Source organism: Fibrisoma limi BUZ 3 (assembly GCF_000296815.2).
GTDB lineage: Bacteria > Bacteroidota > Bacteroidia > Cytophagales > Spirosomataceae > Fibrisoma > Fibrisoma limi.
The window spans coordinates 96965-121230 of sequence record NZ_CAIT01000006.1; the positions used below are offsets into that span (position 1 = coordinate 96965).

A 24266-nucleotide genomic window follows, 5' to 3' on the forward strand; every position below is an offset into this window, starting at 1 on the left:
CGCCAACGGCCGACAGTGATGTCGGCCGTTGGCGTTTTCAGTTGCTTGTCCGGATAGTCGGTGGTTACTTCGGTAACAACACGCGGTCAATGACGTGAACGACCCCGTTGGTTGTTACCTGGTCGGCCTGTGTTACGTTGGCCGCGTTGGTACCATTACCTTTCCCAAGGATGGACACTTTTCCGTCGGCGTTCGTGATTCGGATACTACCACCCTGCGCCGTTACGAGTTCTGCACCATTAGGCAAGGTCTGAGCAAAAGCCCGGGTAGTCAGTACGTGGTAGTTCAGCACATCGGCCAGCGCTTTAGGATCGGCCGCCCGAATGGCTGCTTCGTCGGCATAGCCAGCAGCCCGGAAGGCAGCATTAGTCGGTGCAAACACCGTAAAGCCATTTTCCGGATTGCTCGTGAGGGTATTCTGAACACCCGCCCGTTCGATGGCTGCCACCAGGAACGAGAGTTCCTGATTGCCCTTGGCGAGATCAACCACCGTTACCGTCGGTGGCATCAAGACGCGGTTGATAATATGAATGGCCGCGTTGGTGGCTGGAATGTCGGGCTGCGTGATCTGGGCGTTATTAACCGAAACAACACCTGCCTGTGTCTTATAGACCACCACCCTGGCGTTAGGCAACAGCGTCTGATACGACGTATTGACCGCGGTTGGGAATGCTGACTTGTCAATCCGCGATCCGATCACATGGTATTGCAGAATCCGTTTCAGATCGGCCGGCTGAGCTGCGTTTATAGCCGCTACGTTAGCGAAACCGGCTGCCCGGAAGGCATCATCCGATGGAGCAAATACCGTTAGCAGGCCCTGGCTGAGGTCTGCTCCCAGGCCAGCGCGGTTGATCGCGGCTGCTAAAAATGTAAGGTTTGCGTTGCCGTTTACCGTGGCTGTCAGCGATGTTACAACTACACCCGGAGTGGTGGCGGTTGTCGATGAACCGGGTGTTGTAGCAGTTGTCGACGAGCCAGGCGTCGTGGCTGTGGTTGAGGAGCCGGGCGTGCTTGTCGACGAGCCGGGATTGGTCGTACCTGTTGTTGGAGGTAAGGGGTCTGGGGTTGTTTCCTGGCAACCGACCAGAATTAGACCAGAGAAAAGGAACAGGGCGATCAGTAATTTAAGTGATTCGCTGATGATGATTGTCTTTTTCATACGTTGATATTGGGTTAAATGAATACTCACTACCTGGATGAGACATCCGTGACGGAGCAACTGAATCAATTTCACGGTAAAACGTCATATATCTTGACTTGTTGCCCGGTTGAGAAATTGTATGGCTGGAAGTAACTACCACGATACCGTATAAAAAACGGGCTATTGACAGTGTAGGGCGGAGAGAACCGTTATTTTTGCCGCTGAAAAAAATAGTACAAAAAATTATTTAACTGCCGACACCGGACGTCCCGTGAATGTAACCCTTGAATCACTCCGTAACGACATAGATTCCCTCGATGATCAACTGTTGACGCTCCTCAACCGACGCATGGAACTGGTGCGGCAGGTGGGTGACCTTAAGCGCTCCAGCAACGCAATCATCTACCGTCCTGAGCGCGAAAAGCAGATCCTCGACCGGTTGCATCAGCAGAACAACGGATTGCTGAACCGGTCGGCGATCGAGGCTATTTTCCTGGAAATATTCGCCGTTTCGCGGAATCTGGAACTACCCGAGCGAGTGGCGTTTCTAGGGCCGGAAGGCAGTTTTACGCACCAGGCCGCCGAGAGCCGGTTCGGAGCGATGAGCGCCTACATGGCCCTGCCGACGATTCGGTCGGTGTTTGAAGGAGTGGAAACCGGTCGCGTACGCTTTGGGGTGGTGCCGATCGAAAACAACCAGGAAGGTGTCGTGAATGAAACGATTGATCTCCTGCTGGAAAAAGACCTGCGGATCGCGGCTGAGGCTCAGATTCCGGTGCATTTTACGTTTGCCACCCAAACCGAAAACCTGCGCGACATCACGCACATCTACTCCAAAGACATTGCGTTCCGGCAGTGCAGTAAGTTTCTGAGCGATTCGTTCGATGGTTTGCAGGCCGAACTGGTGCCGGTCGAATCAACATCGAAGGCGGCTAAGCTGGCGGCTCAGCAACCCCGTACGGCGGCTATCTGCTCGCACATTGCGGCCAAACTGTTCGATGTGCCGGTGCTATTCGACAATATCGAAGACAGCGACCTGAACCGGACCCGTTTTCTAATCCTGGCCAAGGATTTTACTAACCAGCCGAGCGGCAACGACAAAACGACGCTGATTGCCCGCCTGCCCAACACGGAATCGCCGGGGGTACTGGCCGAATTCCTTCAGGAGTTCAACGCCCGCCGTATTAATCTCACCAAGATTGAAAGCCGCCCACTACGTGAAGGCGCTACGTTCCGCTACTGGTTTCTGCTCGAATGTGAAGGACACGCCGACGAGCCTGCGCTGAAAGATATTCTGAACCTGTACCGGGGGGATGTAAAATCGGTGGGGAGCTACGTGCGAGTAGCGTAAAGAGCAGCCTTTCCCTGAATTGATTTTGTGCGTACACAGATCGTGGGCGAACAGGCTACAGTAACAGTACATATAAATCGAACTCTCACAGGCCCGGCGATGACCGGGCCTGTTGCTTTCTGCTGACTCAAGTAGAAACTTCCTCAACCCAGCCTGTTTCCCGGCTCAGGAGCCGATTCGACTAACCTGTGTAAGAGTTTAAGCGGTAAGCCGATTGACCGATTGCTCAAAACCCGATCACCTGAATCAAATAGATCAGGTGGCTGTTGGTACGGGTTCTAAATTTATTGATGTGGGAAAACGAATCACAGAATCAAATTTTTTCAGCATGAAGAAGTGGCTATTCATGGGTTTGCTGCTTTGGATGGGTGGTAGCTGTAAAAAGGAAGAAGCTCCTCAACCATTCAGCATCGACGGGTTTGATCCTAAACTAGGTACGGCAAACACGGTAGTAACCATTCAGGGCGTAGGCTTTGCCACTACGCCAGCCGAAAATGTGGTAAAGTTTGGCGGAGTAGCGGCTACGGTACAAACGGCTGGTCAGTCGCAGCTAGTCGTTGTGGTGCCGGTTGGGGCCAAAACGGGAAAAATAACCGTGGAAACCGGCGGGCGAATCGCCACCTCGGCCGACGATTTTGTGGTGCCGGTTGGCCCCGTTCCCGTTACAATCAAGCCGTTGTCGGCGCAGGAAGGGGATGAAGTGGTTATTACGGGCTACAACCTCAACAACAACCCCAGCGTAAGTTTCAACGGTGTGAAAGCCACCCAGGTGAATAGTCAGAGCAACTCGCAGTTGACCGTAACGGTTCCCGACGGCGCTACGACCGGCAAGATTACCCTGGAGGCTAATGGCGTAACAAATACATCCCCACAGGATTTTACGGTTGTTGTGCCGACTGAAGCAAAAGCCCTTGTAACGAAGCTGGCGGGCATTCCTGCTTACCCGACGGCCGGGGCCGATGGTGTGCGGATGACACTGGCAACGGATAACAAAGCCCTGTACATTACCGGGCCGGGGCAAAATACCGTATATAAAATGGACTTAACTACGCTCGGCGTGGCTCCCTTTCAGTCAGTACCTGGTCGGCCATTAGGGATAGCGGCCTATTCCGATGTTATGTTGGTGAGTGATCGGGACGGTTATTTTTACACGTATCGATTCGGGAATTTTACCAAAACCAGTAATGGTAATTTTCCAAATACGGCCTACACGGTCCGGCCAAATCTTTCGGGTGGCTTTATTGCCGCGTCGTTTACCAATGAACTGTCCAACGTAACCTGGAGTACCGCCGGCGGCAATACGGCGTCAAGCTACACCAGTTCTATCCTAAACAGCCAGTTGAAAGGCATTCCGAATGATGCCAATACCATGCTGGCTTCGAATGGTAAAAGCATGTTTGTTTTCGCCAACCAGACCCTGTGGAAACTGAACGGGAATTCGCTCCAGCAGGTTGCCGGATCGCCGGGGCAGGTTGGGTATCAGGATGGCAAAGGAGCGAGCGCCCGCTTTCAGGACGGTGGCTATGCCCGAGGGAACGCAATCGCGGCCGATGGCGACGACAATGTCTACGTGGCTGATTATGGGTGTGGCTGCATTCGGAAAATTGATAAAGAAGGGAACGTAACGACCGTGGCCGGCAATAAAAACGCATCCAACCGGGTTGGCCGTGGGCACCGGATGCGATTTCGATTTGATAGCTGGGATATGGTGATAAGCCCCGATGGCATATTGTATGTCATTGCTACCAACGACGTATCGAGCCAGACGCTGCGTAACGCAGTTTACAAAGTGACTTTTGATAAATGAAACAGGATACTTTAAGAAAACTTGGCGTTTGTGAATGAAAACGCCAGGTTTTTAGCACTCGATAAAACTACTCGTTTGCATTCGGGGTTAATTTGCTCGGAAGTATATGATTCGTCGTATGGGCGAATCCCCTTCATTCGCAGCATGGAAGCAAACGAAAAGCTCGATAAGATCGTCGAGGCCCGAATGAAACTCAAGCGTCGCTTCGAGGAAAAAATGGCCCAGACCCCCTCCGTAGCCGACGGTAGTGATGGCCAATCAAAGCCCCGCGGTTCAGGTCCAACCAACCGTCACGGTATGCCAACAGTTCCGGTCGGGCAGACCGTCACGACGAAGTGGCCTGTACTGGACCTTGGCTACCAGCCGAACATCCCCCTCGACAAGTGGCAGCTCAACATCGACGGAGAGGTCAACAATCCGATTCGGTTGAAGTGGCAGGATTTCATGGATTTACCGCAGGTGGAAGATACCAGCGATTTCCACTGCGTCACGACCTGGTCGCGGCTGAATATTCCCTGGGTGGGGGTGCGATTCATGGACCTCGCGGCTCTGGTCGATCCGAAAGAAACCGCTACGCACGTAATGTGCTACGGCTACGATGGCTATGCAACCAATGTATCGCTGGAAGAAGCCCTCAAGCCGGATGTGCTGCTGGTTCATACGGCCGATGGACAGCCCTTGCCCCGCGAACACGGTGGCCCCGTCCGGATGATTACGCCCCAGCTTTACGCCTGGAAGGGTTCCAAGTGGATTAAGCGGATTGAGTTCCTGCCTAAAAATCAGTTCGGCTTCTGGGAAGAACGTGGCTACTCAAACACCGCCTACCCCTGGCGCAATGATCGGTATAGTTGATAGGGGAGGAAGGGGAAGAAATGGAGAAAAGGAACAAAGGGGAAAAAGGTATAACATCACGACTGACCGTTTCCAATGGAGCAGTTGGTCTGATGAGAGAGCAGTAGGTCTGACGGCACGTCTGACCGGTTTAACACTATTCTTTGTACACCTGCCGGTCAGACGTGCCGTCAGCCCTACTGCTCCATAAAACTATAACACAGCATGTGGCAGATGGTCATGTGTGCGTCTTCAACGCGACCGTAGTGTTCAGAATCGATAACGATGACTTCCTGAGCAAGATCCGCTAACCGGCCGCGCTTTGCCCCAACCAGCCCAATGGTTGTGAGTCCATGCTCATTAGCCCATTGCACCGCTTTGACCAGATTAGGGGAGTTGCCGCTTACGCTCATGGTCAATACAAGGTCGCCGGGACGCGCGTAGTTCTGGAGCTGGCCGACGAATACGTCTTCATAAGCATAATCGTTACCCAAAGCAGTTAGCCACGATACGTTGTCGTTGAGCGACAGGCATCGAAATCGCTTACCAAGCTTGTCGGAAGCGCCTTTGCCGAGGTCGGTAATGAAGTGCGACGCGTTGGCCGCGCTGCCGCCGTTGCCAAAAACAAACAGTTGCCGGTCTTCTTCCCAGCATTGTTTCATCAAGTTGGTGATACGTTCAACTTTATCGAGCGGAATGGACGCATAGGCGGCCTGTTGCTGGTCGAGGTAGGCCTGGAAGTAAGGTGTAGTCATTTTTTTAACGCAAAGACGCTAAGTAGGCGCAAAGTTCGCAAAGTTTTCTTAGTGATTTTAGGGTCTTTGTGGTTTAAGACACGAGAGCCAGTGCGCCGATGGGCACGGCATCTTCGCCGAGTTTAGCCAGCAGCACAATGGGCGGTTGAAACGCTTTCATGACAAAACGCGGCAGTGCCTGCCGAACGGCCGCCCGGAGGGGTTCGCCGATCAGCGAGAGGCCACCACCCAGCACAATGACGTCGGGATGGAACAGGTGCACGACGTGTGATAGTCCCAGCGCGATCACGGAACCGATCTGTTCGATCAACATCCGGGCAACCGGGTCGCTCTGTTCATAAGCCGGGTGCAGAAATTTGGCTTCGCCGGTTGTGATGCCGTTGGAATGCGCTTCGGTAACTAGCTGTTTCAGAACAGAGTCGTTGGGCAACTGAGGCAGTAATTGACGAATCTGCTGATCGACCGCCCAACCCGAGCAGGTCTGCTCGATGGTCTGCCCGTTGGCACCCGACTCATCCGGTGGAACCAGCCAGAGGTGACCAATCTCCGCTTCGCCAGGTGTAGTACCGTGGTATAACTGGCCATCAATAACCATTCCCCCGCCAACGCCACTGCCCAGCGTAACGTAGAACACGTGCCGAAAACCCGTAGCAACACCATGTCGAGCCTCACCCAGAGCCGCTACGTTGGCATCGTTCTCCATCCGAATTGATTGAGCGCCGGTGCGTTCCCGTAACCAGTTGGCCAGTTCAAAACCAGCCCAACCTTGTATCTGGTGCGAGGTCGCAATACGTCCCGTTTGCCAGTCGACGGGGCCTCCAAATCCGATGCCGATGGCCTGGGGCGGTTCCGGTAGTTGCTGAATAGTTTGGTCAATGTGCGTCAGAATGCCCTCGGCTCCCTGAGCCGGATCGACCGCGTAGCGGTACCGTTGGTGGATACGACCATCGCTCTCGCCCGTTACAAGCTGGAGTTTGGTCCCACCGATTTCAATGCCAAGATTCATGGTACTGGGTTAAGCGTTTCCGGTCTGATAAGGTGACCTGCTGCTCTAAAAAGCGATTTTATAAAAAACCTTACCGACGGGCCGCGCCTTTCGGCATGGTGGCCCGGCCAAGGTAAATTTCGTCGCCTTTCAGCGATAGAGTTGCGTAAAAGTTGTACCCATTCTGTACGTACCGCAGCATGACCTGGCTCGTCTGGTTTGGGCGTGCGTAAGGCTTGGTAGCTGCTACCAGAATCTGGTTGCCGTTGACAATCGCCCGCACGAAGGGCAGGTCGCGGGTTTTTAACTGACTGGCGTTGTACTTAAGCCACGTTTGCCCACCATCAAATGAAAGTTCGGTCTGCTCGTTAAGGTACGTTTCCCGGCCGTTGAACAGATCCCCGTGGTGGTTGAATAACCGCCATAGGCCGTGTATATAATGCTCGTAGCAAGCGTAGTTCCGGTCGTTGGCCAGCCCTTTCAATGCCGGATCGTTGGGCGATGGCTGATCTGGAACCAGGTCCTTGTGGTCGTCCCAGAACAGCACGCCATACGCGCCCGTAAACCAGTAGAAAATGCCCATACCCTCCGCTACGGCCGGTGGGGCGGGATGTTCAGCCTTGCCGCTGTTGGGGTAGTCGGCGTTCTGCGTATTGAACAGCCAGTGCCACGCAATGCGCGGTTTAGGGGATAGCCGCCGGTTCACTTCCTGCTCGGCCAGCAGCGACGCCAGCCAATGCCGGTCGCCATCGCCGGTATGCCGGGCTGAATAGTCAAAATCGGGGTAGAGGTAGTAGGCGCCCGGCATCTGAAAATCAACGTAATCGGCGTACGACTTACCAACGATGTCGTCGGGCATACCCCGACGACGGCTGGTAGCCGTGTGTTTGGCGGGGGTATTCCAGAGCCAGTCGGGTTTGGCCAGGTAGTGGTCGGCGCGGGAGTTGCCGAAACTGTTGTGTGGAACGGGGGCAATAGAACCTACTTGGGTCTGCGGGCTTACGTTCTCTTTGATCGTTTTGATCATGAACGTGTACAGATTGGCCTGTTCCTGCTGGTTGCCGTAGCTCGTCCCTTCGTTTTCGATGTCGAGAAAAATCTTGCCGAACGTACTTTTCAGACTACCCGGCGGGCAATCGCCGAAGGCCACGCAGCCGCCACCCAACTCCGCCGACGCATTGAACAACGTAGTACGCATGGTGCGGGCGTTGGCCGGGGGGCGATAAATAACCGAACTAGCCTGTTCGCTGTTGCGGGCCCAGCCCAGTTCGAACGGCGCGTTTGCAAAGTAGTCCTGGTATAAGATAAGCGAACGCTGGCTTTGTTTCAACGTACTTTTCCAGCCCGCAGCCGGAAAACCATCGGTCCAGATTTCGACGCCCGGTACCATGCGGGTCTGCTCCACGGCCGAGAACCCCCGGCGAAAAATCTTGTCGCGGTTCTGCTGGACGTGCAGGTTTCGGCCGGCTCCGCAGAACGTAATGGTTTTAGTAGTAGGCAACGTAAAGTCACCGACTATGTCGATGTTATAATAGCCTTTGCGGTTGGCCGGCGTTGGCGTGAAGCGGGCGCGTGGGGTAGGGGTGAGTGTAGTTGGCTGAGGCAGCGTTCCTTCCAGCCGCACAGCAACGGGATCAGGGAGGACGTACCGGTGGTTATACCAAACCCCCAGTCCCGTGAATCCAGCAAGGAAAAATAAGGCGATGATTTTCATAGAGCGATTCATGGGGGTAGGTGGGCGAGTGATAAAACATAGGCAGGCAGCGGTGAATTAGTGTAGTGTCAGATTCTTAACCTGACACTACACTAATTCACCGTTACTCCCCAGCTGATCACAAAAAGGTCAATTCAGTTATTCGTCTATGTACCGTTTTGTAATCGGCTGGTACGAATCAATGCGCCGGTCGCGGAAATACGGCCAGGTAGTACGGTATTTGTCCGACAGCGCCAGATCGACTTCCTGTACGTGAACCACTTCCTGATCATGCGGGGCCAGGTACAGCAGCGACCCGAACGGATTCGACACAAACGACCCGCCCCAGAATTTCTGCTCAGCCTCCTGCCCAACGCGGTTGACGGCCACGACGTGTACACCGTTGGCAATGGCATGGCTGCGCTGGATAGTTTGCCAGGCGTTGTATTGCTCCTCGTTCTGCCTGGGGTCCGGTTCCTGGGTGTCCCAGCCGATGGCAGTAGGATAAAACAGGATTTCGGCACCCATCAGGGCCGTAATGCGGGCCGCTTCCGGATACCACTGGTCCCAGCAGATCAACACGCCGATGCGGGCAAACTTGGTATCGAACACCCGGTAACCCGTATCGCCGGGGGTAAAGTAAAACTTTTCGTAGTAGCCCGGATCGTCGGGGATGTGCATCTTCCGGTACTTGCCGAGGTACGTACCGTCGGCATCCAGTACGGCCGTCGTGTTGTGGTAAAGCCCCTGCGCCCGCTTCTCGAACAGCGATGCAATAATGACTACACCAAGCTCACGGGCAACATCGCTCAGGCGGTCGGTGGTTGGGCCGGGAATCGGCTCCGCCAGGCTGAAATTATGGTGATCCTCCACATCGCAGAAATACAGCGACCGGAACAGTTCCTGCAAACAAACGATCTGAGCGCCTTGGCGGGCGGCTTGGCGGATGCCATCAATGGCCTTTTGCAGGTTGGCCTCTACGTCGTCTGTGCAAGCCATCTGCACTAAACCAATGTTAACGTTCTTTGTCATTAGCGTAGCCAGGACCAGCAGGTCCGGGCGTTGAGAATTAGACGAGGTTAAACCGAAAGTGAGCGTCGGCGACGCAAAAGTAGTTTCTTTAGTCGCAATCGACGGTTAAGAAAACAAAACTCTTACCACGCGGGTTCGGGCGAATTGATATTTGGAACACCAAGCCTGGGCTGAGAAAGTCGCTTCGTTGTTATGCACCCAACCAGTATGGCTGTTGATGGCTTTACAATCTGGTTATCTAACAACGCACTGTTAATTTACCCTTTGCATGAGGTTTGACAGTCTAACTGCATTTTCATGTTTGGGAAGAAATTAGCCGTCATAATCAGGCGTATTCTGTCAACCGTAGCCTGCTGTAGCTAAAATTCTGCTCCATTTACTGTTTCAGCCAGTCTCTGAAACTAGTAGGGTGTACTGACAGCCAACTGTGATAAAAGGCTAACAAAATATAAAGTAATGTTCCTGTTAACAGAATTGATACTTTGCCTGTCACGTTGGTGGCTCCCCAATAAATAATGCCTGTAATTGGAGTCACGGCAATCATTGCCAAAACAAGGAGGAATTTTAAAAGCGCAACCATTCGAATCTGTTTATGTCGTAACGTGTAAAAAAGCACACAAGCGTTTCGATGAAGCATCGGTAATCATTATCGAATTTACCAGGAACCCTCGCGGACCTAACCAGCATCGTCGAAGCCGGGGCGACGTACACAAACAACAACAGCCCGACGGGTCGACCCGTCGGGCTGTTGCCTAAAAACTAGGTAACTTACTGTTCTACAAGCTCCGCGTCGGCGAGGATGTAGTTCAGCTCGTAGATATTGTCGGCGTTCAGTTTCAACGTACCGCGGAACGTCCGGCGTTCGTCGGTCTTGAACTTCTTACCTGATTTCTTGAATTTCAGCGATACGACGGATTCCGGACCGGCACCTCCGCAGAAGAAACAGGCGCTGTACGGGAAAGCCGACAGCACATACAGATTCGACTCCAGATCGACCGGCAAAACGTACCCGGTTAGCTCAACCGCCTTGCCATTCAGCTTCTGAATAGTCGGGCCAAACGTAGGGTACAACATGTACACGGATTCCTCGGCGTACCATTTTTTCTTAAACGTAACATCGCGCAGGGCTTCCCACGAGAGTTTTACCGGTTCGGCTGTCGGCACGCTGACTGCCTTGACTGGTTCAATCGGACGAAAGGCCGGGGCGACTACACCCACGCAAAGCAGGAGAATAAGCAATCGTTTCATGGCGTTGGGCACTTGGCTATAAAAACAGGGTAAAACTACAAAAATTATTAACTTTACTGAACGATCGATACACTAATAGATCAACGTGTCAGACGGTTTCAGCAATAACAACAAAAATCACCAAGTCATTCCCGTTCGCTTTACGCGTTTGTACGTAACGATACTGGTTACGCTGGCCGTGTTGCTGACTATCGGGCAGGGTGTGACGCAATGGCGGCTTAATACCGTTCAGGACAAGATCTGGATTACGCGTTATGCCGCGTTGCAACGGCACCAAAGCCAGCAGATTGTCAAGCAGGCGTTGCAGATCGAGGACCCCAATGAACAGGCTAACTTCGCGGCCAACGTGGCTGAACTACACCAAGTTTTCGCTACGTTCGAACGGTACCATCTGGAAGGGCGCGAAGGCCGTGTGTCGGATCAGAACGTAACGATTGAACTGCCGGATCGCATCCGGGAGATGTACCTCGCCATTCGGCCGGAGTTTGAAGCCATTCAATCCAGCGCCCGGCGCATGATGCGGCTGCAGCGGTTCGAGGAGGCCAGTCAGCCCGACGTGCAGGCCAGTCTGCAACTGATGCTGGCCAACGAAAAACCATTTCTGGAGGAAATGGACGCTATCGTGCGTGAGTATAATGCTCAGGTGCGGAACGAACTCTCCTCAATGCAGACCATTGAAGCTTATCTTTATCTGTTTACTGTTCTTGTGCTCGTCGGCATCGGTTTACTGATTATCCGGCCGGCTGCCCGAAAACTTCGGCAAACCCTCGCGCAACTGATCGCGGCCGAAGCCCGTACGACAGCCGCTAACAAGAAGCTCATCAGCGTTAACAAGTCGCTGAAAGAAACCCGACAGAAGCTGTTTGAGGCTACCAAGCAGCAGTATCAGCAGGAAATTAATGAACAGAAAGTACGTACATCGTACCTGGTTGCCGGACAGGAGGAAGAACGAAAACGCCTGTCGCGCGAACTGCACGACGGATTGGGGCAGATGCTGACGGCGATCAAACTGCAAATTGAGGGACTGGAGGCCGGACTGGCCCGCAATGCCGCCCAGCCGGCTGCGAACGGTACGGTGCCCTACGCCAAGAACCTCAGCACGCTCAAGAACCTCATTACGCAGACCATTCAGGAAACCCGGACCATTTCCAATAACCTGATGCCGACAGTCCTGAGCGATTTCGGGGTTATTCCAGCCTTAAAAATGCTGGCCGAGAATGACCGTAGTGAGGCCATCGATGTAACGTTCGAAACGAACCTGACACCCGACATGCCCCGGCTGAATAAAGACCTGGAAATTATGCTGTATCGTGTGACCCAGGAGGCCGTCAGCAACGCTGTCCGTCATGCACAGCCATCGCACGTTCATATCGGACTGTTCGAGAAAGACAGCTATCTGCATCTGATCGTTACGGACGATGGCCGAGGGTTCAAACCCGGTAGTAAATTACAGCGTCAGAAGGAGGCCGAAGAGTTGAATAGCGTTCGTTCACAGACCATTGCCTCTCACGAATCAAACAGACGAGTTTCGCAAGGGTTACACAATATGCAGGAGCGGGCCAAGCTCCTCAATGGTAAATTCAAAATTAGTTCAGTGCCTGGAAAAGGCACAAAAGTTCAGGTTAGCATTCCCTATAATACTCAACCCATTCATCATGACACCTACTAAATTGATGCTGGTGGACGATCACTCAATCGTTCGCGACGGAATTCGGCTGCTGCTGGAACAGGCCGAAGGACTGGAAATTGTCGATGAAGCCAACGACGGCGAAGAAGCACTGGAAAAACTGAAGGTGCAGCGGCCCGATGTGGTACTGATGGACATTTCCTTGCCGGGCATGTCGGGCATTCAGACCACGCAGGTTATCTCGCGGCTTTACAAGGGTGTTCGGGTGCTGATGCTGTCGATGCACAACAATGAGGATTATATCCTGCGGTCGGTCGAAGCGGGGGCTTATGGTTATATCCTGAAAGATTCGTCGTCGGACGAGATGGTGAAGGCCATCCGGACCATTGCCTCAGGCGAGAAGTACTACAGCTCACCCGTGGCCACAATCATCCTCAACGGCTACATGCAGCAGTTGAAGAAAGGTGAAAAGCATGGCCGGGCGCAGCGTCAGTCGCGCCTGTCGAAGAAGGAAAAAGAGATTCTGCAATTCCTGGTCGAGGGCATGAGCAGCCGCGAAATTGCCGAAAAACTACAACTCAGCGTCCGGACGGTCGATAACCACCGCGCAAACATGATGCGTCGGCTACAGGTCCGCAATGCGGCCGAATTAGTCCGGATGGCTGTTGAGGATAAATTGATTTGAAACTTTCAAAATCCTGCTTACGTTTGCCCATAAAAACCGGTCTACAGCCGGTTTTTCCATTTTAAATTAACTACATAAAATAGATAGGTTTTATAAATTTAAACGCCTTCAACTATGTCACTTCGCTTAGGAGACATCGCCCCCGATTTTGAGGCCGACACCACCCAGGGCCATCTTCGTTTTCACGAATGGCTGGGTGATTCATGGGGTATGCTGTTTTCACACCCCGCCGATTTTACGCCTGTCTGCACGACTGAACTCGGTCGTACGGCGCTGTTGAAAGATGAGTTTGGCAAGCGTAACGTAAAAGTGATTGCGGTGTCGGTCGACGATCTGGATTCGCATAACCGCTGGACACCGGATATCAAGGACGTAACGGGCTCGGAAGTGAACTTCCCGATCATTGCCGATGCCGACCGGAACGTAGCTACGTTGTACGACATGATTCACCCAAACGCCAGCGAGAAGTCTACGGTGCGGTCGGTGTTCGTGATTGGACCTGACAAGAAAATAAAACTGACACTGACGTACCCCGCTTCTACCGGTCGGAATTTCAACGAGTTGCTGCGGGTAATCGATTCGCTGCAACTGACGGCCAACTACCAGGTGGCTACCCCGGCCGACTGGGAAGAGGGGCAGGACGTAATCGTAACGCCGGCCGTTTCGAACGACCAACTCGAAGAGAAGTTTCCAAAAGGGGTTACGTTTGTGAAGCCGTATCTGCGGGTAACGCCCCAGCCGAATAAGTAACCGATTTCACCCGTAAAAAGCGGTCGTTGCAGGGGCGGCCAATTCGTTGGCTGACCAGTGCAGCGACCGCTTTGTTTAAAACCATAAGCTCTAATCTCTGAACACAACGCCGGTTTCTAAGTTAGAAAAGCGTTGGATAACCAAAACTTACAGAGCGTTATGGCAAAAAGTAAAAATTTCAATCCCGAGCACCAAGAAGGCCCGGTAGCCGAGGCTATTGAAAACCAAACCGCCAAGTTGCCGTCTGACCTGTTCCTGTGGTCAGCACTGGGTTCTATGGCCGTTTCCCTGTTCCTGCAGGCGCAGGGGGACCGTGAGCGAAGCCTGTTCGTAGGCCAGTGGGCCGCTCCGTTTTTGATTTTGGGTCTGTATAACAAACTGGTGAAGCTGGAAGGTAATGATTAAGAGGCCACAGCTTTTCAATATCACAAAACCCTCGCCCGCAGCGAGGGTTTTGTGCTTATTTTTGGTCTGCCAAGTTGCATCCTTATTGAATGAAAAGTCGCGTTCTGTTCAACATTATTATCAGTCGTTATGGCTTGTGGATTGCCGGACTGCTGTGCTTGATTGGCGTATGGCTAGTTTTTCGGCCGGCACGTATCATTGAAGAGGATAAGGACTGGCGCTACGTTAAATCGTTCGGTATCCGGTTGCCGATGCGGTATGGCGTGCATGGCATCGACGTATCGCGGCACAACAGCCAGATCAACTGGAAGCGGGTTCGACAAATGGAAGCCGAGGGCGTTCGGCTGCAGTTTGTGTTCATAAAGGCTACTGAAGGGGCAACGCTCACAGATCGGCACTTTGTTAAAAACTGGCGCGAAGCCGGGAAGTCGGGGCTGCGCCGGGGCGCTTATCATTTTTATCATCCTACGCGCGACCCACAGAAACAGGCAAACAACTTCATCAAACGCGTCGATCTCGAAGCGGGGGATTTTGCGCCGGTGCTGGATTTTGAAGTCATCAATGGGCAGCCAAAAGACAAAGTTATTGATGGGCTGCGGCTGTGGCTCGAACTCGTAGAAGACCATTACAACGTTCGGCCGATCATTTATACCAATGGCAATCTCTACCGGAACTACATCAAAGGCAACCTGGACGATTATCCGCTCTGGATCGCTGATTACTCCAATACACACCTCCGCGATTACAACCCCGACAAGTTGTATCTGTGGCAACACAACCAAAGTGGCTGGGTGCAGGGCATTCGTGGCCGGGTAGACTTCAACGTGTTCGTGATGGAACCCGAACGGATGAATGAAATCTGTCTCTAAGGGAATCCACCCGTAGCGGGCCGCCCGCGCCGATACGTCTTTCATGTTGTCGTAGAGCATTTCTTCGGTTTCGGGCCACATCAGGAACATATCGCAGTAGCGGGCGCAAACGTCCCGGGCTCAATACGACGTACCACCGAAATAGAGGAAAGGGCCGCCGTTCTGCTGATAGCATTTCACCGGCGTTGCCGGGAGCGATATCCTGCCGTAAATCGGACTGTTGTGCTCAATGCGGTCACTGGTCCAGACCTGTTTCAGCATATCGATGGCTTCGGCGCAGCACTGGTAACGTAAACTGACTTCCTCAGATAGCCGGGTAAGTCGAAATTAATGATGTTGATGGTTAATCGTCCCTGCAGCATGTGGTCGAGCGACGCCAGTGCTCAATTTGGTCGAAAGCGCGTGGAAAGGTAAAACCGTACTGATTGTACTCAACAGCCAGGGACAAGTCGTTGAACACTGTGCCCTGAACTACGATTACGTGAGCGGTCAGCCGTATTACTGACGAGGGCTTTAAACAACGACAGGTGGCTCCACAACCATGTGACGGCTCAATCTTGCATGGGCGAATGACTCATCGTGACGCCCTCTGTCCAGTTCACAAAATCGTCAACGCTCGTAAACAGTTCGTTGGGTTGCAAAGCTCTCAGTTGGTTAACGTCGGCTGTTCTGGCCCAGGCTGCCGCTACAAACGGGATGCCCACTTCACGGGATGCCAGGATGTCGCTCGGTGCATCGCCTACGTACCAGACGTTCTCTTTGGGCAGGTCAGACCACTGGCTCAGGATGGCTTTGATTCCGTCAACTTTTCGGGGGCCATGCACCCAGCCCGTTTCAACGTACTCGAAATAAGAAGCAAGCCGAAATTGCTGTAAAGAAATACGGGTGCTGTGTTCACCTTTTCCCGTTACCAGGCCCAGTCTTACCCGGCGCTTCTGCAAGGTTTCGAGCAGTTGGGTAATGCCCGGAAAGGGTTGTGAACACATTCCGTGCAGGCTCTCGTAGAAGCGAAGGTAGCTAGTTATTCCCTGGTCAACATAGTCAGGAATCAAAGCCCGGATGGTACCCTCTTCCGACGGCCCGAACGTAGCAATAATCTCCTCATCGGTCAGTTGCCGGTTGGCTAGTGGCTCAATAGATTGCCGGAAGGCCTGAATACAGAGGGGCAACGTATCGGCCAGCGTACCATCCAGGTCCAACAGGAACGCAGCCGCAAATGGGTTTTTCATAACCGTACTATTTCCCCAGAACAGGCCAGATTACGGGGTGAATTCAACGCCGTTATTAGCCTTCTCTGGTGTTAGATTGACCAACCAGCAGAAAGCCCTACTTAACCTCCTTCCTCTTCCCGAATTTCGTTCCGAAGAAGTCGCCTTCGTTCCAGACGGGACGCTGGTCGGCCTGGGCGGTCAGATAACCAATCAGAAACTGTAACTGCACGTGTTTGGCCGCTGCGTTGTAGTCGAACGGCTGGTCGATCTCGTCCTGGGGCGAGTGGTAGATGGTCGCCCGCCAGTCGAGGTTGAGCTTCGTACCGTCGAGCTGGGGATTACCCGTTTGGGAGCCACTTTTGACATAAATCGCCGGGATACCCTGTCGCACAAAGCTAAAGTGGTCGCTGCGCATAAACACGGCCTGTTCCGGAATCGGGTCGTCGGCAATCTGAACACCCACAAAGTTCGCAGCCGCCTGAACCTCCCGGATCATGCTTGAATGTTGGGCGCCATAGGGTACGATGTCGAGCAGCGGATGGAAAAAGAACGGCATGTCCAGACACAGATTCGCAACAATTTTGTCCTGCGGAATCGTGGGGTTGCTGGCAAAGTAGTCAGAGCCGAGCAGCCCCATTTCTTCGCCCGTTACGCCAACGAAGATAATGGACCGACGGGGGGCTTTAGGCAACGACGCAAACAGCCGGGCTGCTTCGAGGTTGATCGCTACACCGGAAGCATTGTCGTGGGCACCATTGTAAATGGAATCACCTTTGACAGGTCGGCCAACGCCGAGGTGATCGAGGTGTGAGACGTACACAACGTACTCGTTTTTCAACGCCGGGTCACTGCCGGGCAGCACACCCATTACGTTCTCGCCAATCAGGTCGTCGTTCAGCTCGGTCTGTGTCCGAATACGCACCGAACTGTTGAGCGGAAACCCCTGCGGCATACTCCGGTGGGCAACAGCCATGGCCTCCTCAAACGATTTGGCGGTGCCGGTAAAAAGCGACCGGGCCGTGGAATCGCTCAGAACAGCCGCTGCTTTCAGGTCGGGGAACGTGCGCTGGGCCTGTCCCTGCTTGTCGACCCACCGATAAACGGCCTGCCGGGCACGTGGGCCGGCCATTTCGATCCGCATCCGGATGTCGGTCGGCAGGCTGAACATCAGCACACCTACAGCCCCATGCGCAACCGCCATCTCCTGCTTGGCCGATGAGTAATAAGCCCGCTGGTTGGATGGGAAAACGGTGGGTGCCCCGTTGAAGCAGGCCACAATTTTTCCTTTCACGTCCACTTTGGCGTAGTCATCGTAGCCGAGTTCGGGGGCGGAAATGCCAAAACCCACGAACACAATCGGCGCTTCTACTTCGCTCGTGGGCGCATTGAAATTCGGGCTGAGGATAAAGTTACGGCCATACACCAGCGGGAACTGGCGTCCATCCCGGACGAGGGCCATCGAACTCCCTGATTCCTTAACTTGTCCCTTCCGCAGTGGAACCGCCTGCCGGTACGTTCCTTTCTCGCCAATAGGTTGAAAGTTAAGCTTCCGAAACTGTTCTTCGACGTACTGAGCCGCCATCTCATAACCAGGTGTACCGGGCTTGCGGCCCCGCAGCTTATCGTCGGCCAGGTACCTCATGTGCGCCTGAATCGCTTCAGGGCGAACCGATTGGGCCACTTTCTGAGCCTCAGTGGGTAGGGTAGTGGGCGTAGTCTGCGCGAGCACACCAGACCAGCTCAGGCCGCAGGTGAGTAATAAAGCGAGTTGTTTAGTCGGGAAGCAGAAAGACATTCGGCAGGGTGGTCTTACTTTTGGAAATCTTAAAAGTACAAAATACCTGTCGAAAGTGATAAGCGACAAACGAAAACCTGCCCTACGGTTCCAGTCTTCAGAACACAGGGCAGGTTTGGAATGGAGCTTCAATGATGGGAACGATTAGAACGTAACCGGCTGTGTCAGGTACGTCGCCTGGTTGTCGCCGTTGATACGGATGGTTGCCGTCAGCGGTTTCTTGTTCCAGTCAAGTGTAATCAGGCCGTAGTTTAGCTGGGTCACCATGTCGCCTACACGGTGGCGATTGGGTTCTTCGTGCGGCTTGGATACGTGCGTCAGACCGCTGCTGGTGATGTCGTAGAGGTCATAGCCCAGGCCGGGTACAGTTTCCTTTGAAATTTCGGCCATGTGCCGGTCACCGCTGATCAGCATCGCCCCCCTGGGTTTTGTTTTGGCGAGCAGGTCCATCAATCGTTGGCGGGCAGTCGGGAAGTTGCCCCACTTCTCGTAGGGGTGTTCTTCCGGAATGATCTGAATGCCACAGCCGATAATGTGAACGTCGGCATCGGAATTGGTCAATTGCTGCTCCAGCCAGTTCCACTGGGATTCGCCCAGGATATCGCCGGACGGGTCTGGTACGTTGACCTTGCCGTCTTTTTTGAGCGGATCACGGAAGTAGCGGCCATCCAGCAGAATCACCTTTACGCGCTGGCCTTTAGGCCCGTAAACGTGCGATGAGTAGCCGCCCTCCTGCGTGCGGAGCGGGCTACCGGCTGGAACGTCCAGAAAGTCGAGCATCAACTGCTGGCTTTCCTTGCGACGGGGGTATTCTTTGCCACCGTCGTTGACGCCGTAGTCGTGGTCGTCCCACACACCGATGATTGAGGCCGATTGCCGTAGCTGCTGGTAAACCGGGTTGGCTTTCTGGCGGTCATACTTGGCCTTTAGGGTATCCATACTTTCTGAATCGCCGTAGATGTTATCGCCGAGCCAGATCCAGACATCCGGTTTCTGCGCGACAATATCATCCCACAGCGGTTGAGGGCGTTTCTGGTCGCTGCATGAGCCGAAAGCGATGGTGGTGATGGGCTTTTGTGATTGGGAAGCGGTCGTTTTGGGCTTCGACGACTGGCAACCGGCCAGCAGGACGCAGCTCAGCAGACTGAGTGTTACTATGTTTTTCATCGGTACGAAAGGAGTATTCATCCGGCAAAAGTAAAAAAGCCGACCCGCAAACGGGTCGGCTTCATGATTTGGTAATAAACAGGGCATTGATGAAATAACCGGTAGAAAAGTAGCACCGTTGTCAGAAACGACCCGAAATAACCAGCGCCCGGTGTACCCACGATTCGGTTAAAACCGATACAGGCCAGCTAAACGGATTGGCTCCCCATTTTTGACCATATCGACATCGTCGAGGATATGAACCTCTCCCCCGTGCCGAAGGGTTAGTAAGGCAACTTTATCGAACAGGGCTTCATCGCCGGGTTGTCGGCGGTCGTGCAGGGTAGTTGCCAGGGTATATTCATCAAAACGACCCCAGGCCTGAACGTGCCTTTGGAGGAACAGGACCTCAATGCGCCCCATAACGGCCGCTTCAAGCAGGGAACGTAAATCTTTAGAGGCCAAGTTTGAGCCACTGGCGTTCGCAAACTCAGCCAGACGACGATCCCTTATCTCGCTGAAGTAGCCAGTTAGCAGCTTGTTGGCCATCGGGTGCAGGTTGGTTGGATGCATGTGTTCAAAATTGCCAGTCAGTCCATCCTGGCATAAGCGAGAATACGTATTAACCTGCCGGTAGATAGGATGGTAGTAGTTGACACCCGCCAGTACAAGGGGGACATTTTCCGTTCCCAATTGCTGAACGACGGCTTCGTTGATGAGCCGGAAGAAATCAGCGAGCAAATGGTCCTTTTCTTTATTATCTTCATCATCACTACGGTATATCGCTGCGGCATGACGGCTATTCCCCCTGGCTCGTGTGCGTCCCTGAAGCTCTGCTTCAAAATCGTAGTAGCTGGTCACCGCTTCCAGGCCAGACGGGAACTCCAGATTCATACCCATGTGAATTATTGAATACTGATCAGCTTTATGCAGCGTAACGCCGTTTTTTGTGATCAATAGCAGGTAATAATGGCGAGGGGGCTGCGTGAAGGGCAACAGGGGGTTGATACAGAACCCCATACCGATCTCATGGAAATTGCGGAACGGAATAGGACTATGAAAATACGTGAAATAGTCATGGCTTCGGAAAATAGCCAGCCCTTGTGTCTGATAGCGCCAAAAAATCCAGTCGTTGAGCAGGGCGTCTACAGGACGTAATAAATCATCAATATCATTACTCCGTAGTCCTTCTGTCTGAAGTTTCAAGCGGATGTCCTGAACATGGTTCTTGAGCAATAGCTTGTCCATACGTTCATTGACTTCCAGACCATACTCATGGGTAGGCAGGTAGATAGACAGGCAGTGATCAGCCCGGCGTTCTGTGAGGTCAATAAGTACGTCTTTGTTTAATTCCAGCGTGTTCATGATGTTCTGTTAGTGATTTCGGTAAGAGTTCTGGTGGCCGTCCGTACGGCAACTACCTACTAACTGAACTGCTCATAAGCTGCTGTCGTATTTATTAAAACTCTCTAATGGTTGTTTATCAGTGGGTTACGGGGCGAAGAATAATTAAATTCTAAGGTTTGTCTTATTTTCTTTTAAGGAATAAGGGTAGTTGCTGGACAGAATTCACGTTAAAAAGAAACCCGACCTGATTGCAATCAGGTCGGGTTTCGACAGTTCGAGTAGTGTTTACTCACCAACCGGTTCATCAGGTTGGGTTGGTTCTGAATGGTTGCTGCCCACGGCTCCCTGCCGCCGTCGCTGTATCTCTTCCTTGCCTTTTTCAAGCAGTACGCGGCTGTTGGCTTCGAGTTTATTACCCATGACTCGCGTCGTCTGAGCCACCTGTGCACCGGCTCCGGCTAACTTTTGCCGAAGTAATGCTCCGTCGTCGGTGACAAAGTCTTTAAGGTTTTCAAGCTCGTCGGCATTTGATACATCAAAATAAGGGGCTTGCGGAAAGCCTAACGATGGGGCGATAAATACAAACGGAATGCTGTTACAGAAGGTGTTATAAATTCGAACACCCGCATTGTACTTCTCTCGCCGATCCTGCACTAATGATTCGATCTTATGCAGATCGTCCATTAGGCGCATGTACGTCTGGTTCGCTTTAAGCTCAGGGTAGTTGCGGGAGAGATTATTCAGTTGGGTGATGGTGTTGTCGGCTCGCAAACTGGCTTGAGCCAAAGCTCCTAACGACTCGCCTTCAACAACCGCTATGTACGTTAGTTTTTCATGTTCGCCGTAGCTTCGGGCGATATCAATTAGCTTATTGACCAAATCAAGCCGTTTCTTGAGCGTAACGGTGATATTTGAATGGGCTTCTTTAACTGATTGAGCTAAGCTCTGTGCCTTGTTGTATTGAACAGCCAGATAACTGATGGCTGCGATAATGATAAGTATTAACCAGATCATATAAAGAATAGTTAAAGAGTGAAAAAGAACGGTATAGCCGTTATTGTATGGTGTGAATTATGCACATATGTCGTTACTTCGTATTGTTCCGTAGCGAGAAGTCGTAGATCTTCAGCGACGAGGTGAATTCGCTGCCTTTGTTGTATAGAAACGCGTACTCGCCGGCCGCTACATCCTGCTCGAAATAAACTTTGTAGAGTGTATTGCTGATCTTTTTGAACCGGAACGGGACGGCACCCGCACTGAAGCCGGATTCGCTCGTGTAGGCCGACTCCCGCCCGATTACCACCTCGCGGCCGCGCCCGCTCACCTTGGCCCGGATCAGCACAAAATCATTGGGACTGGCCACCCCGTCGAATACCGATTCGGCTACGTTGTTCATGTCTTTCCGGTTAACTCCGCTGAATACCAGATAAAAAACCGGCCGGTTATCCTCAATAACCATGTTTGCCGACTTGTTGGCCAGACCCACGCGTGACGTCGTACCGGTGATGCCTCCGGTGTACTGATTAGCCACGGACTCGCCCACGCTGCCGGTTTTGGTCTGGTTTGTGGTTGTGGGCTCAAACTGAACGTACTGGGGTTTGGGCGTTTTGTATTCTTCGTAATAGATGCCGGGCTCGCCGAATCGGATCCGGGCCGGAACGGGTAGTGTTTCTGGGTGCGGAGGGAGCGCACCGGCTATCAGGTTGGGGTTCATGCTTTGCTGTTGCGCCCGCTTCGGCACCATCATAACCTTCACCAGCTGGTCGGGCACCTTGGCCGTTTTCAGGGCAATAATGTCATCGGTCGACAAGTTGAAGCTGGTTTCACTATACTGAATCTTCTTCGTAATGATGTCGCGGGAAACCCCACCAGCGTACAGGTCAATGATGTCCTGGTTCCGGAGCGTGGGCAGGGGCGATGAAGCGAGCATCATTGCGTCCACGATCTGGTCGGGGACGGCAGCCTGTTTCAGTTCAATCAGCCCATTGGTCGACATGTTGAACCGGGAAGCACTGGCTTTGATTTTATCCAGAATCAGATCGCGGGCTACCTTGGCCCGAACGAGCGTGATGATGCTCTGGTTATTAATAACCTCCTGAGCTAAAGCTTGAAACGTAACAAGGGTCAGGCAAACAAGAAGGGTAAATGATCTGAACATAATGGTAGGATAGAAGTATATAGGCCGGGTCTCGGTGGGCCAAAAAAAGACTCGCACCAATCCATCGATTAATGCGAGTCCAGGTAAGAGAAGTAACAAAAGGTACTTGAAAATTTTGCGTACTCTCGTCTAACCAAACAAAAAGTACGCAATCACCAGCGTCACGCCGATGTTGAACGCCTGCGCGATCAGGAACGCGTAGAGCGGCTTGCGGCTGTTCTGGTTGATCAGGTCGGCAAAGTTGGTTTCCAGGCCGATGCTGGTGAAGGCCAGCGCAAACCATAGACCCTGCAGACTCTTCAGGCTACCTTTCACCGGCTCAATAGTCGATGGGCTGAGCACAAAGGAAAACAACAGCGACGCGCCGATGAACCCCAGGACGAATTTTGGGAAACGCTCCCAGATCACCCCTAAGGTCGGTTTTTCAATGCGTTCGCCACCGACGCCCGTAACCGTCTTGTGCGAGTAGGTCCAGTAAACGCTGATCGCAAAAGCCGCCAGGCCCAGCAAGACGTTCTGTGAAAACTTGACGATGGTGCTAATTTTGAGCGCTTCTTCACCCGCGAGACTGCCCGATGCTACTACCGCGCCCGTGGTGTCGATGGTGCCGCCGAGCCATGCACCGGTTACTGCGGGCGACAGGCCCATGGCCTGCGCTGCATAGGGCATGACCAGCATCATCGGAATGGCGGTAATGAGTACCAGCGAAATGACGTACGAGAGTTTTTTGCTGTCACCCTGAATAGCCCCCGACGTAGCGATGGCGGCCGATACACCACAGATCGAAACGGCACTGGCCAGCATCATTGTCAGTTCGTCGTCTACTTTCAACTGCTTGCTGATCCAATAGGCAAAATACCAGACGGACAGCACGACCAGTAGGGCTTGCACCAGCCCCAAGGAGCCCGCTTTGAGGATGTCGCCGAAGATAACCGTGGTACCCAGAAGAACCAGACCGATTTTGACGAACAGTTCAGTCGAGAGCGACGCCCGCAGCCAGTCGGGAATTTTGACCAGATTGCCCACGATCAAGCCGATACTCAAGCTGAAGATAACCGCTTCGAGGTTGAGGTCTTTGAGGGTTTTGTTGCCCGCCAGCAGCAGCGCCAGCACCGTCAGGCCAAAAACAACCGGGAATCCCAGGAGCGTTGCCCGGACAGATTTACCGGTCAGGTAGGTCCCGGCCAGGGCGATGACGTAGGTAAAAGCAAACTGACCAGCAATGGCGGCTATGTTGCTGCCGGTAAAAACTTTACTGGTTAGATCACCGGCGTTGCCCCACCCAAAACTCGGCGTTGGAATGACTAACCCCGCCAGCGAAAGCGCAATGATCAGCAGACCGAGGACAACCACGGTCCAATCTTCAGTAAGGTTGAGTTTATTTTTTTCGGTCGAAGCCGTTGGGGTTGATACGTTCATAATGTATGTTT

At 53.0% G+C, this 24266-nt stretch carries 23 protein-coding genes; 8 read left to right on the forward strand and 15 right to left on the reverse strand.

Annotated elements, in window-relative coordinates:
* Positions 1-64 precede the first annotated feature (64 nt).
* Positions 65-1159 carry a fasciclin domain-containing protein gene (locus BN8_RS08295; protein ID WP_009281387.1) on the reverse strand — a complete coding sequence of 365 codons (1095 nt, stop codon included), beginning with the start codon at positions 1157-1159 and terminating at the stop codon, positions 65-67.
* Between the two features lie 253 nt (positions 1160-1412).
* Here BN8_RS08295 and pheA point away from each other — a divergent pair, with 253 nt between their 5' ends.
* The 3 genes from pheA to BN8_RS08310 all read left to right on the forward strand — a co-directional run bounded on the left by pheA (position 1413) and on the right by BN8_RS08310 (position 5151).
* On the forward strand, positions 1413-2492 hold the full coding sequence (pheA, locus tag BN8_RS08300) for a prephenate dehydratase (protein WP_083882490.1): 1080 nt from the start codon (positions 1413-1415) through the stop codon (positions 2490-2492).
* A 328-nt stretch (positions 2493-2820) separates the two neighbouring features.
* Positions 2821-4299, forward strand: a complete 1479-nt coding sequence (locus BN8_RS08305; RefSeq protein WP_040005889.1) for an IPT/TIG domain-containing protein — start codon at positions 2821-2823, stop codon at positions 4297-4299.
* A 144-nt stretch (positions 4300-4443) separates the two neighbouring features.
* A complete protein-coding gene (locus BN8_RS08310) occupies positions 4444-5151 on the forward strand; it encodes a molybdopterin-dependent oxidoreductase (RefSeq protein WP_009281390.1) in 708 nt (235 codons plus the stop codon).
* A gap of 176 nt (positions 5152-5327) precedes the next feature.
* Here the strand turns inward: BN8_RS08310 and BN8_RS08315 are convergent, their stop codons facing one another.
* The 6 genes from BN8_RS08315 to BN8_RS08340 all read right to left on the reverse strand — a co-directional run bounded on the left by BN8_RS08315 (position 5328) and on the right by BN8_RS08340 (position 10843).
* The gene (locus BN8_RS08315) at positions 5328-5885 is read right to left on the reverse strand and encodes a D-sedoheptulose-7-phosphate isomerase (RefSeq protein ID WP_009281391.1); all 558 of its coding nucleotides are present in this window, start codon (positions 5883-5885) and stop codon (positions 5328-5330) included.
* 73 nt (positions 5886-5958) lie between these two features.
* Entirely contained in the window at positions 5959-6891 is a 933-nt protein-coding gene (locus BN8_RS08320; RefSeq protein WP_009281392.1) for an ROK family protein, read from the reverse strand.
* A gap of 70 nt (positions 6892-6961) precedes the next feature.
* The gene (locus BN8_RS08325; RefSeq protein ID WP_009281393.1) at positions 6962-8596 is read right to left on the reverse strand and encodes a hypothetical protein; all 1635 of its coding nucleotides are present in this window, start codon (positions 8594-8596) and stop codon (positions 6962-6964) included.
* 126 nt (positions 8597-8722) lie between these two features.
* The gene (locus tag BN8_RS08330) at positions 8723-9595 is read right to left on the reverse strand and encodes a carbon-nitrogen hydrolase (RefSeq protein WP_009281394.1); all 873 of its coding nucleotides are present in this window, start codon (positions 9593-9595) and stop codon (positions 8723-8725) included.
* 376 nt (positions 9596-9971) lie between these two features.
* Positions 9972-10175 carry a hypothetical protein gene (locus tag BN8_RS33205; protein ID WP_040005643.1) on the reverse strand — a complete coding sequence of 68 codons (204 nt, stop codon included), beginning with the start codon at positions 10173-10175 and terminating at the stop codon, positions 9972-9974.
* 188 nt (positions 10176-10363) lie between these two features.
* Positions 10364-10843 (reverse strand): hypothetical protein, encoded by a 480-nt coding sequence (locus BN8_RS08340; RefSeq protein WP_009281395.1) that lies wholly within the window; start codon positions 10841-10843, stop codon positions 10364-10366.
* Positions 10844-10928: 85 nt separating this feature from the next.
* Between BN8_RS08340 and BN8_RS08345 the strand changes: the two genes are divergently transcribed.
* The 5 genes from BN8_RS08345 to BN8_RS08365 all read left to right on the forward strand — a co-directional run bounded on the left by BN8_RS08345 (position 10929) and on the right by BN8_RS08365 (position 15179).
* A complete protein-coding gene (locus BN8_RS08345; protein WP_009281396.1) occupies positions 10929-12512 on the forward strand; it encodes a sensor histidine kinase in 1584 nt (527 codons plus the stop codon).
* A complete protein-coding gene (locus tag BN8_RS08350; RefSeq protein WP_009281397.1) occupies positions 12499-13155 on the forward strand; it encodes a response regulator transcription factor in 657 nt (218 codons plus the stop codon). Before BN8_RS08345 ends, BN8_RS08350 begins: the two co-directional genes overlap by 14 nt.
* A gap of 114 nt (positions 13156-13269) precedes the next feature.
* Positions 13270-13905, forward strand: coding sequence for a peroxiredoxin (locus BN8_RS08355; RefSeq protein WP_009281398.1), 636 nt, complete (start codon positions 13270-13272; stop codon positions 13903-13905).
* A gap of 159 nt (positions 13906-14064) precedes the next feature.
* Positions 14065-14310 (forward strand): hypothetical protein, encoded by a 246-nt coding sequence (locus BN8_RS08360; RefSeq protein WP_040005645.1) that lies wholly within the window; start codon positions 14065-14067, stop codon positions 14308-14310.
* A gap of 89 nt (positions 14311-14399) precedes the next feature.
* Positions 14400-15179 carry a glycoside hydrolase family 25 protein gene (locus BN8_RS08365; RefSeq protein WP_009281400.1) on the forward strand — a complete coding sequence of 260 codons (780 nt, stop codon included), beginning with the start codon at positions 14400-14402 and terminating at the stop codon, positions 15177-15179.
* A gap of 120 nt (positions 15180-15299) precedes the next feature.
* Here the strand turns inward: BN8_RS08365 and BN8_RS33555 are convergent, their stop codons facing one another.
* The 8 genes from BN8_RS33555 to BN8_RS08400 all read right to left on the reverse strand — a co-directional run bounded on the left by BN8_RS33555 (position 15300) and on the right by BN8_RS08400 (position 24255).
* The gene (locus BN8_RS33555; protein ID WP_009281401.1) at positions 15300-15440 is read right to left on the reverse strand and encodes a hypothetical protein; all 141 of its coding nucleotides are present in this window, start codon (positions 15438-15440) and stop codon (positions 15300-15302) included.
* 290 nt (positions 15441-15730) lie between these two features.
* Positions 15731-16408, reverse strand: coding sequence for an HAD family hydrolase (locus BN8_RS08370; protein ID WP_009281403.1), 678 nt, complete (start codon positions 16406-16408; stop codon positions 15731-15733).
* A 97-nt stretch (positions 16409-16505) separates the two neighbouring features.
* Positions 16506-18185: a M28 family metallopeptidase gene (locus BN8_RS08375; RefSeq protein WP_009281404.1), complete on the reverse strand. Its 1680-nt coding sequence runs from the start codon at positions 18183-18185 to the stop codon at positions 16506-16508.
* 144 nt (positions 18186-18329) lie between these two features.
* Positions 18330-19352: an alkaline phosphatase D family protein gene (locus BN8_RS08380; protein ID WP_040005892.1), complete on the reverse strand. Its 1023-nt coding sequence runs from the start codon at positions 19350-19352 to the stop codon at positions 18330-18332.
* Positions 19353-19520: 168 nt separating this feature from the next.
* Positions 19521-20696 (reverse strand): baeRF3 domain-containing protein, encoded by a 1176-nt coding sequence (locus tag BN8_RS08385; RefSeq protein WP_009281406.1) that lies wholly within the window; start codon positions 20694-20696, stop codon positions 19521-19523.
* Positions 20697-20963: 267 nt separating this feature from the next.
* Entirely contained in the window at positions 20964-21692 is a 729-nt protein-coding gene (locus tag BN8_RS08390; protein ID WP_009281407.1) for a LemA family protein, read from the reverse strand.
* 73 nt (positions 21693-21765) lie between these two features.
* Complete coding sequence (locus BN8_RS08395) at positions 21766-22836, reverse strand: hypothetical protein (protein ID WP_009281408.1); 1071 nt, start codon at positions 22834-22836, stop codon at positions 21766-21768.
* A 129-nt stretch (positions 22837-22965) separates the two neighbouring features.
* Positions 22966-24255 carry a YeiH family protein gene (locus tag BN8_RS08400; protein WP_009281409.1) on the reverse strand — a complete coding sequence of 430 codons (1290 nt, stop codon included), beginning with the start codon at positions 24253-24255 and terminating at the stop codon, positions 22966-22968.
* Positions 24256-24266: the final 11 nt, after the last annotated feature.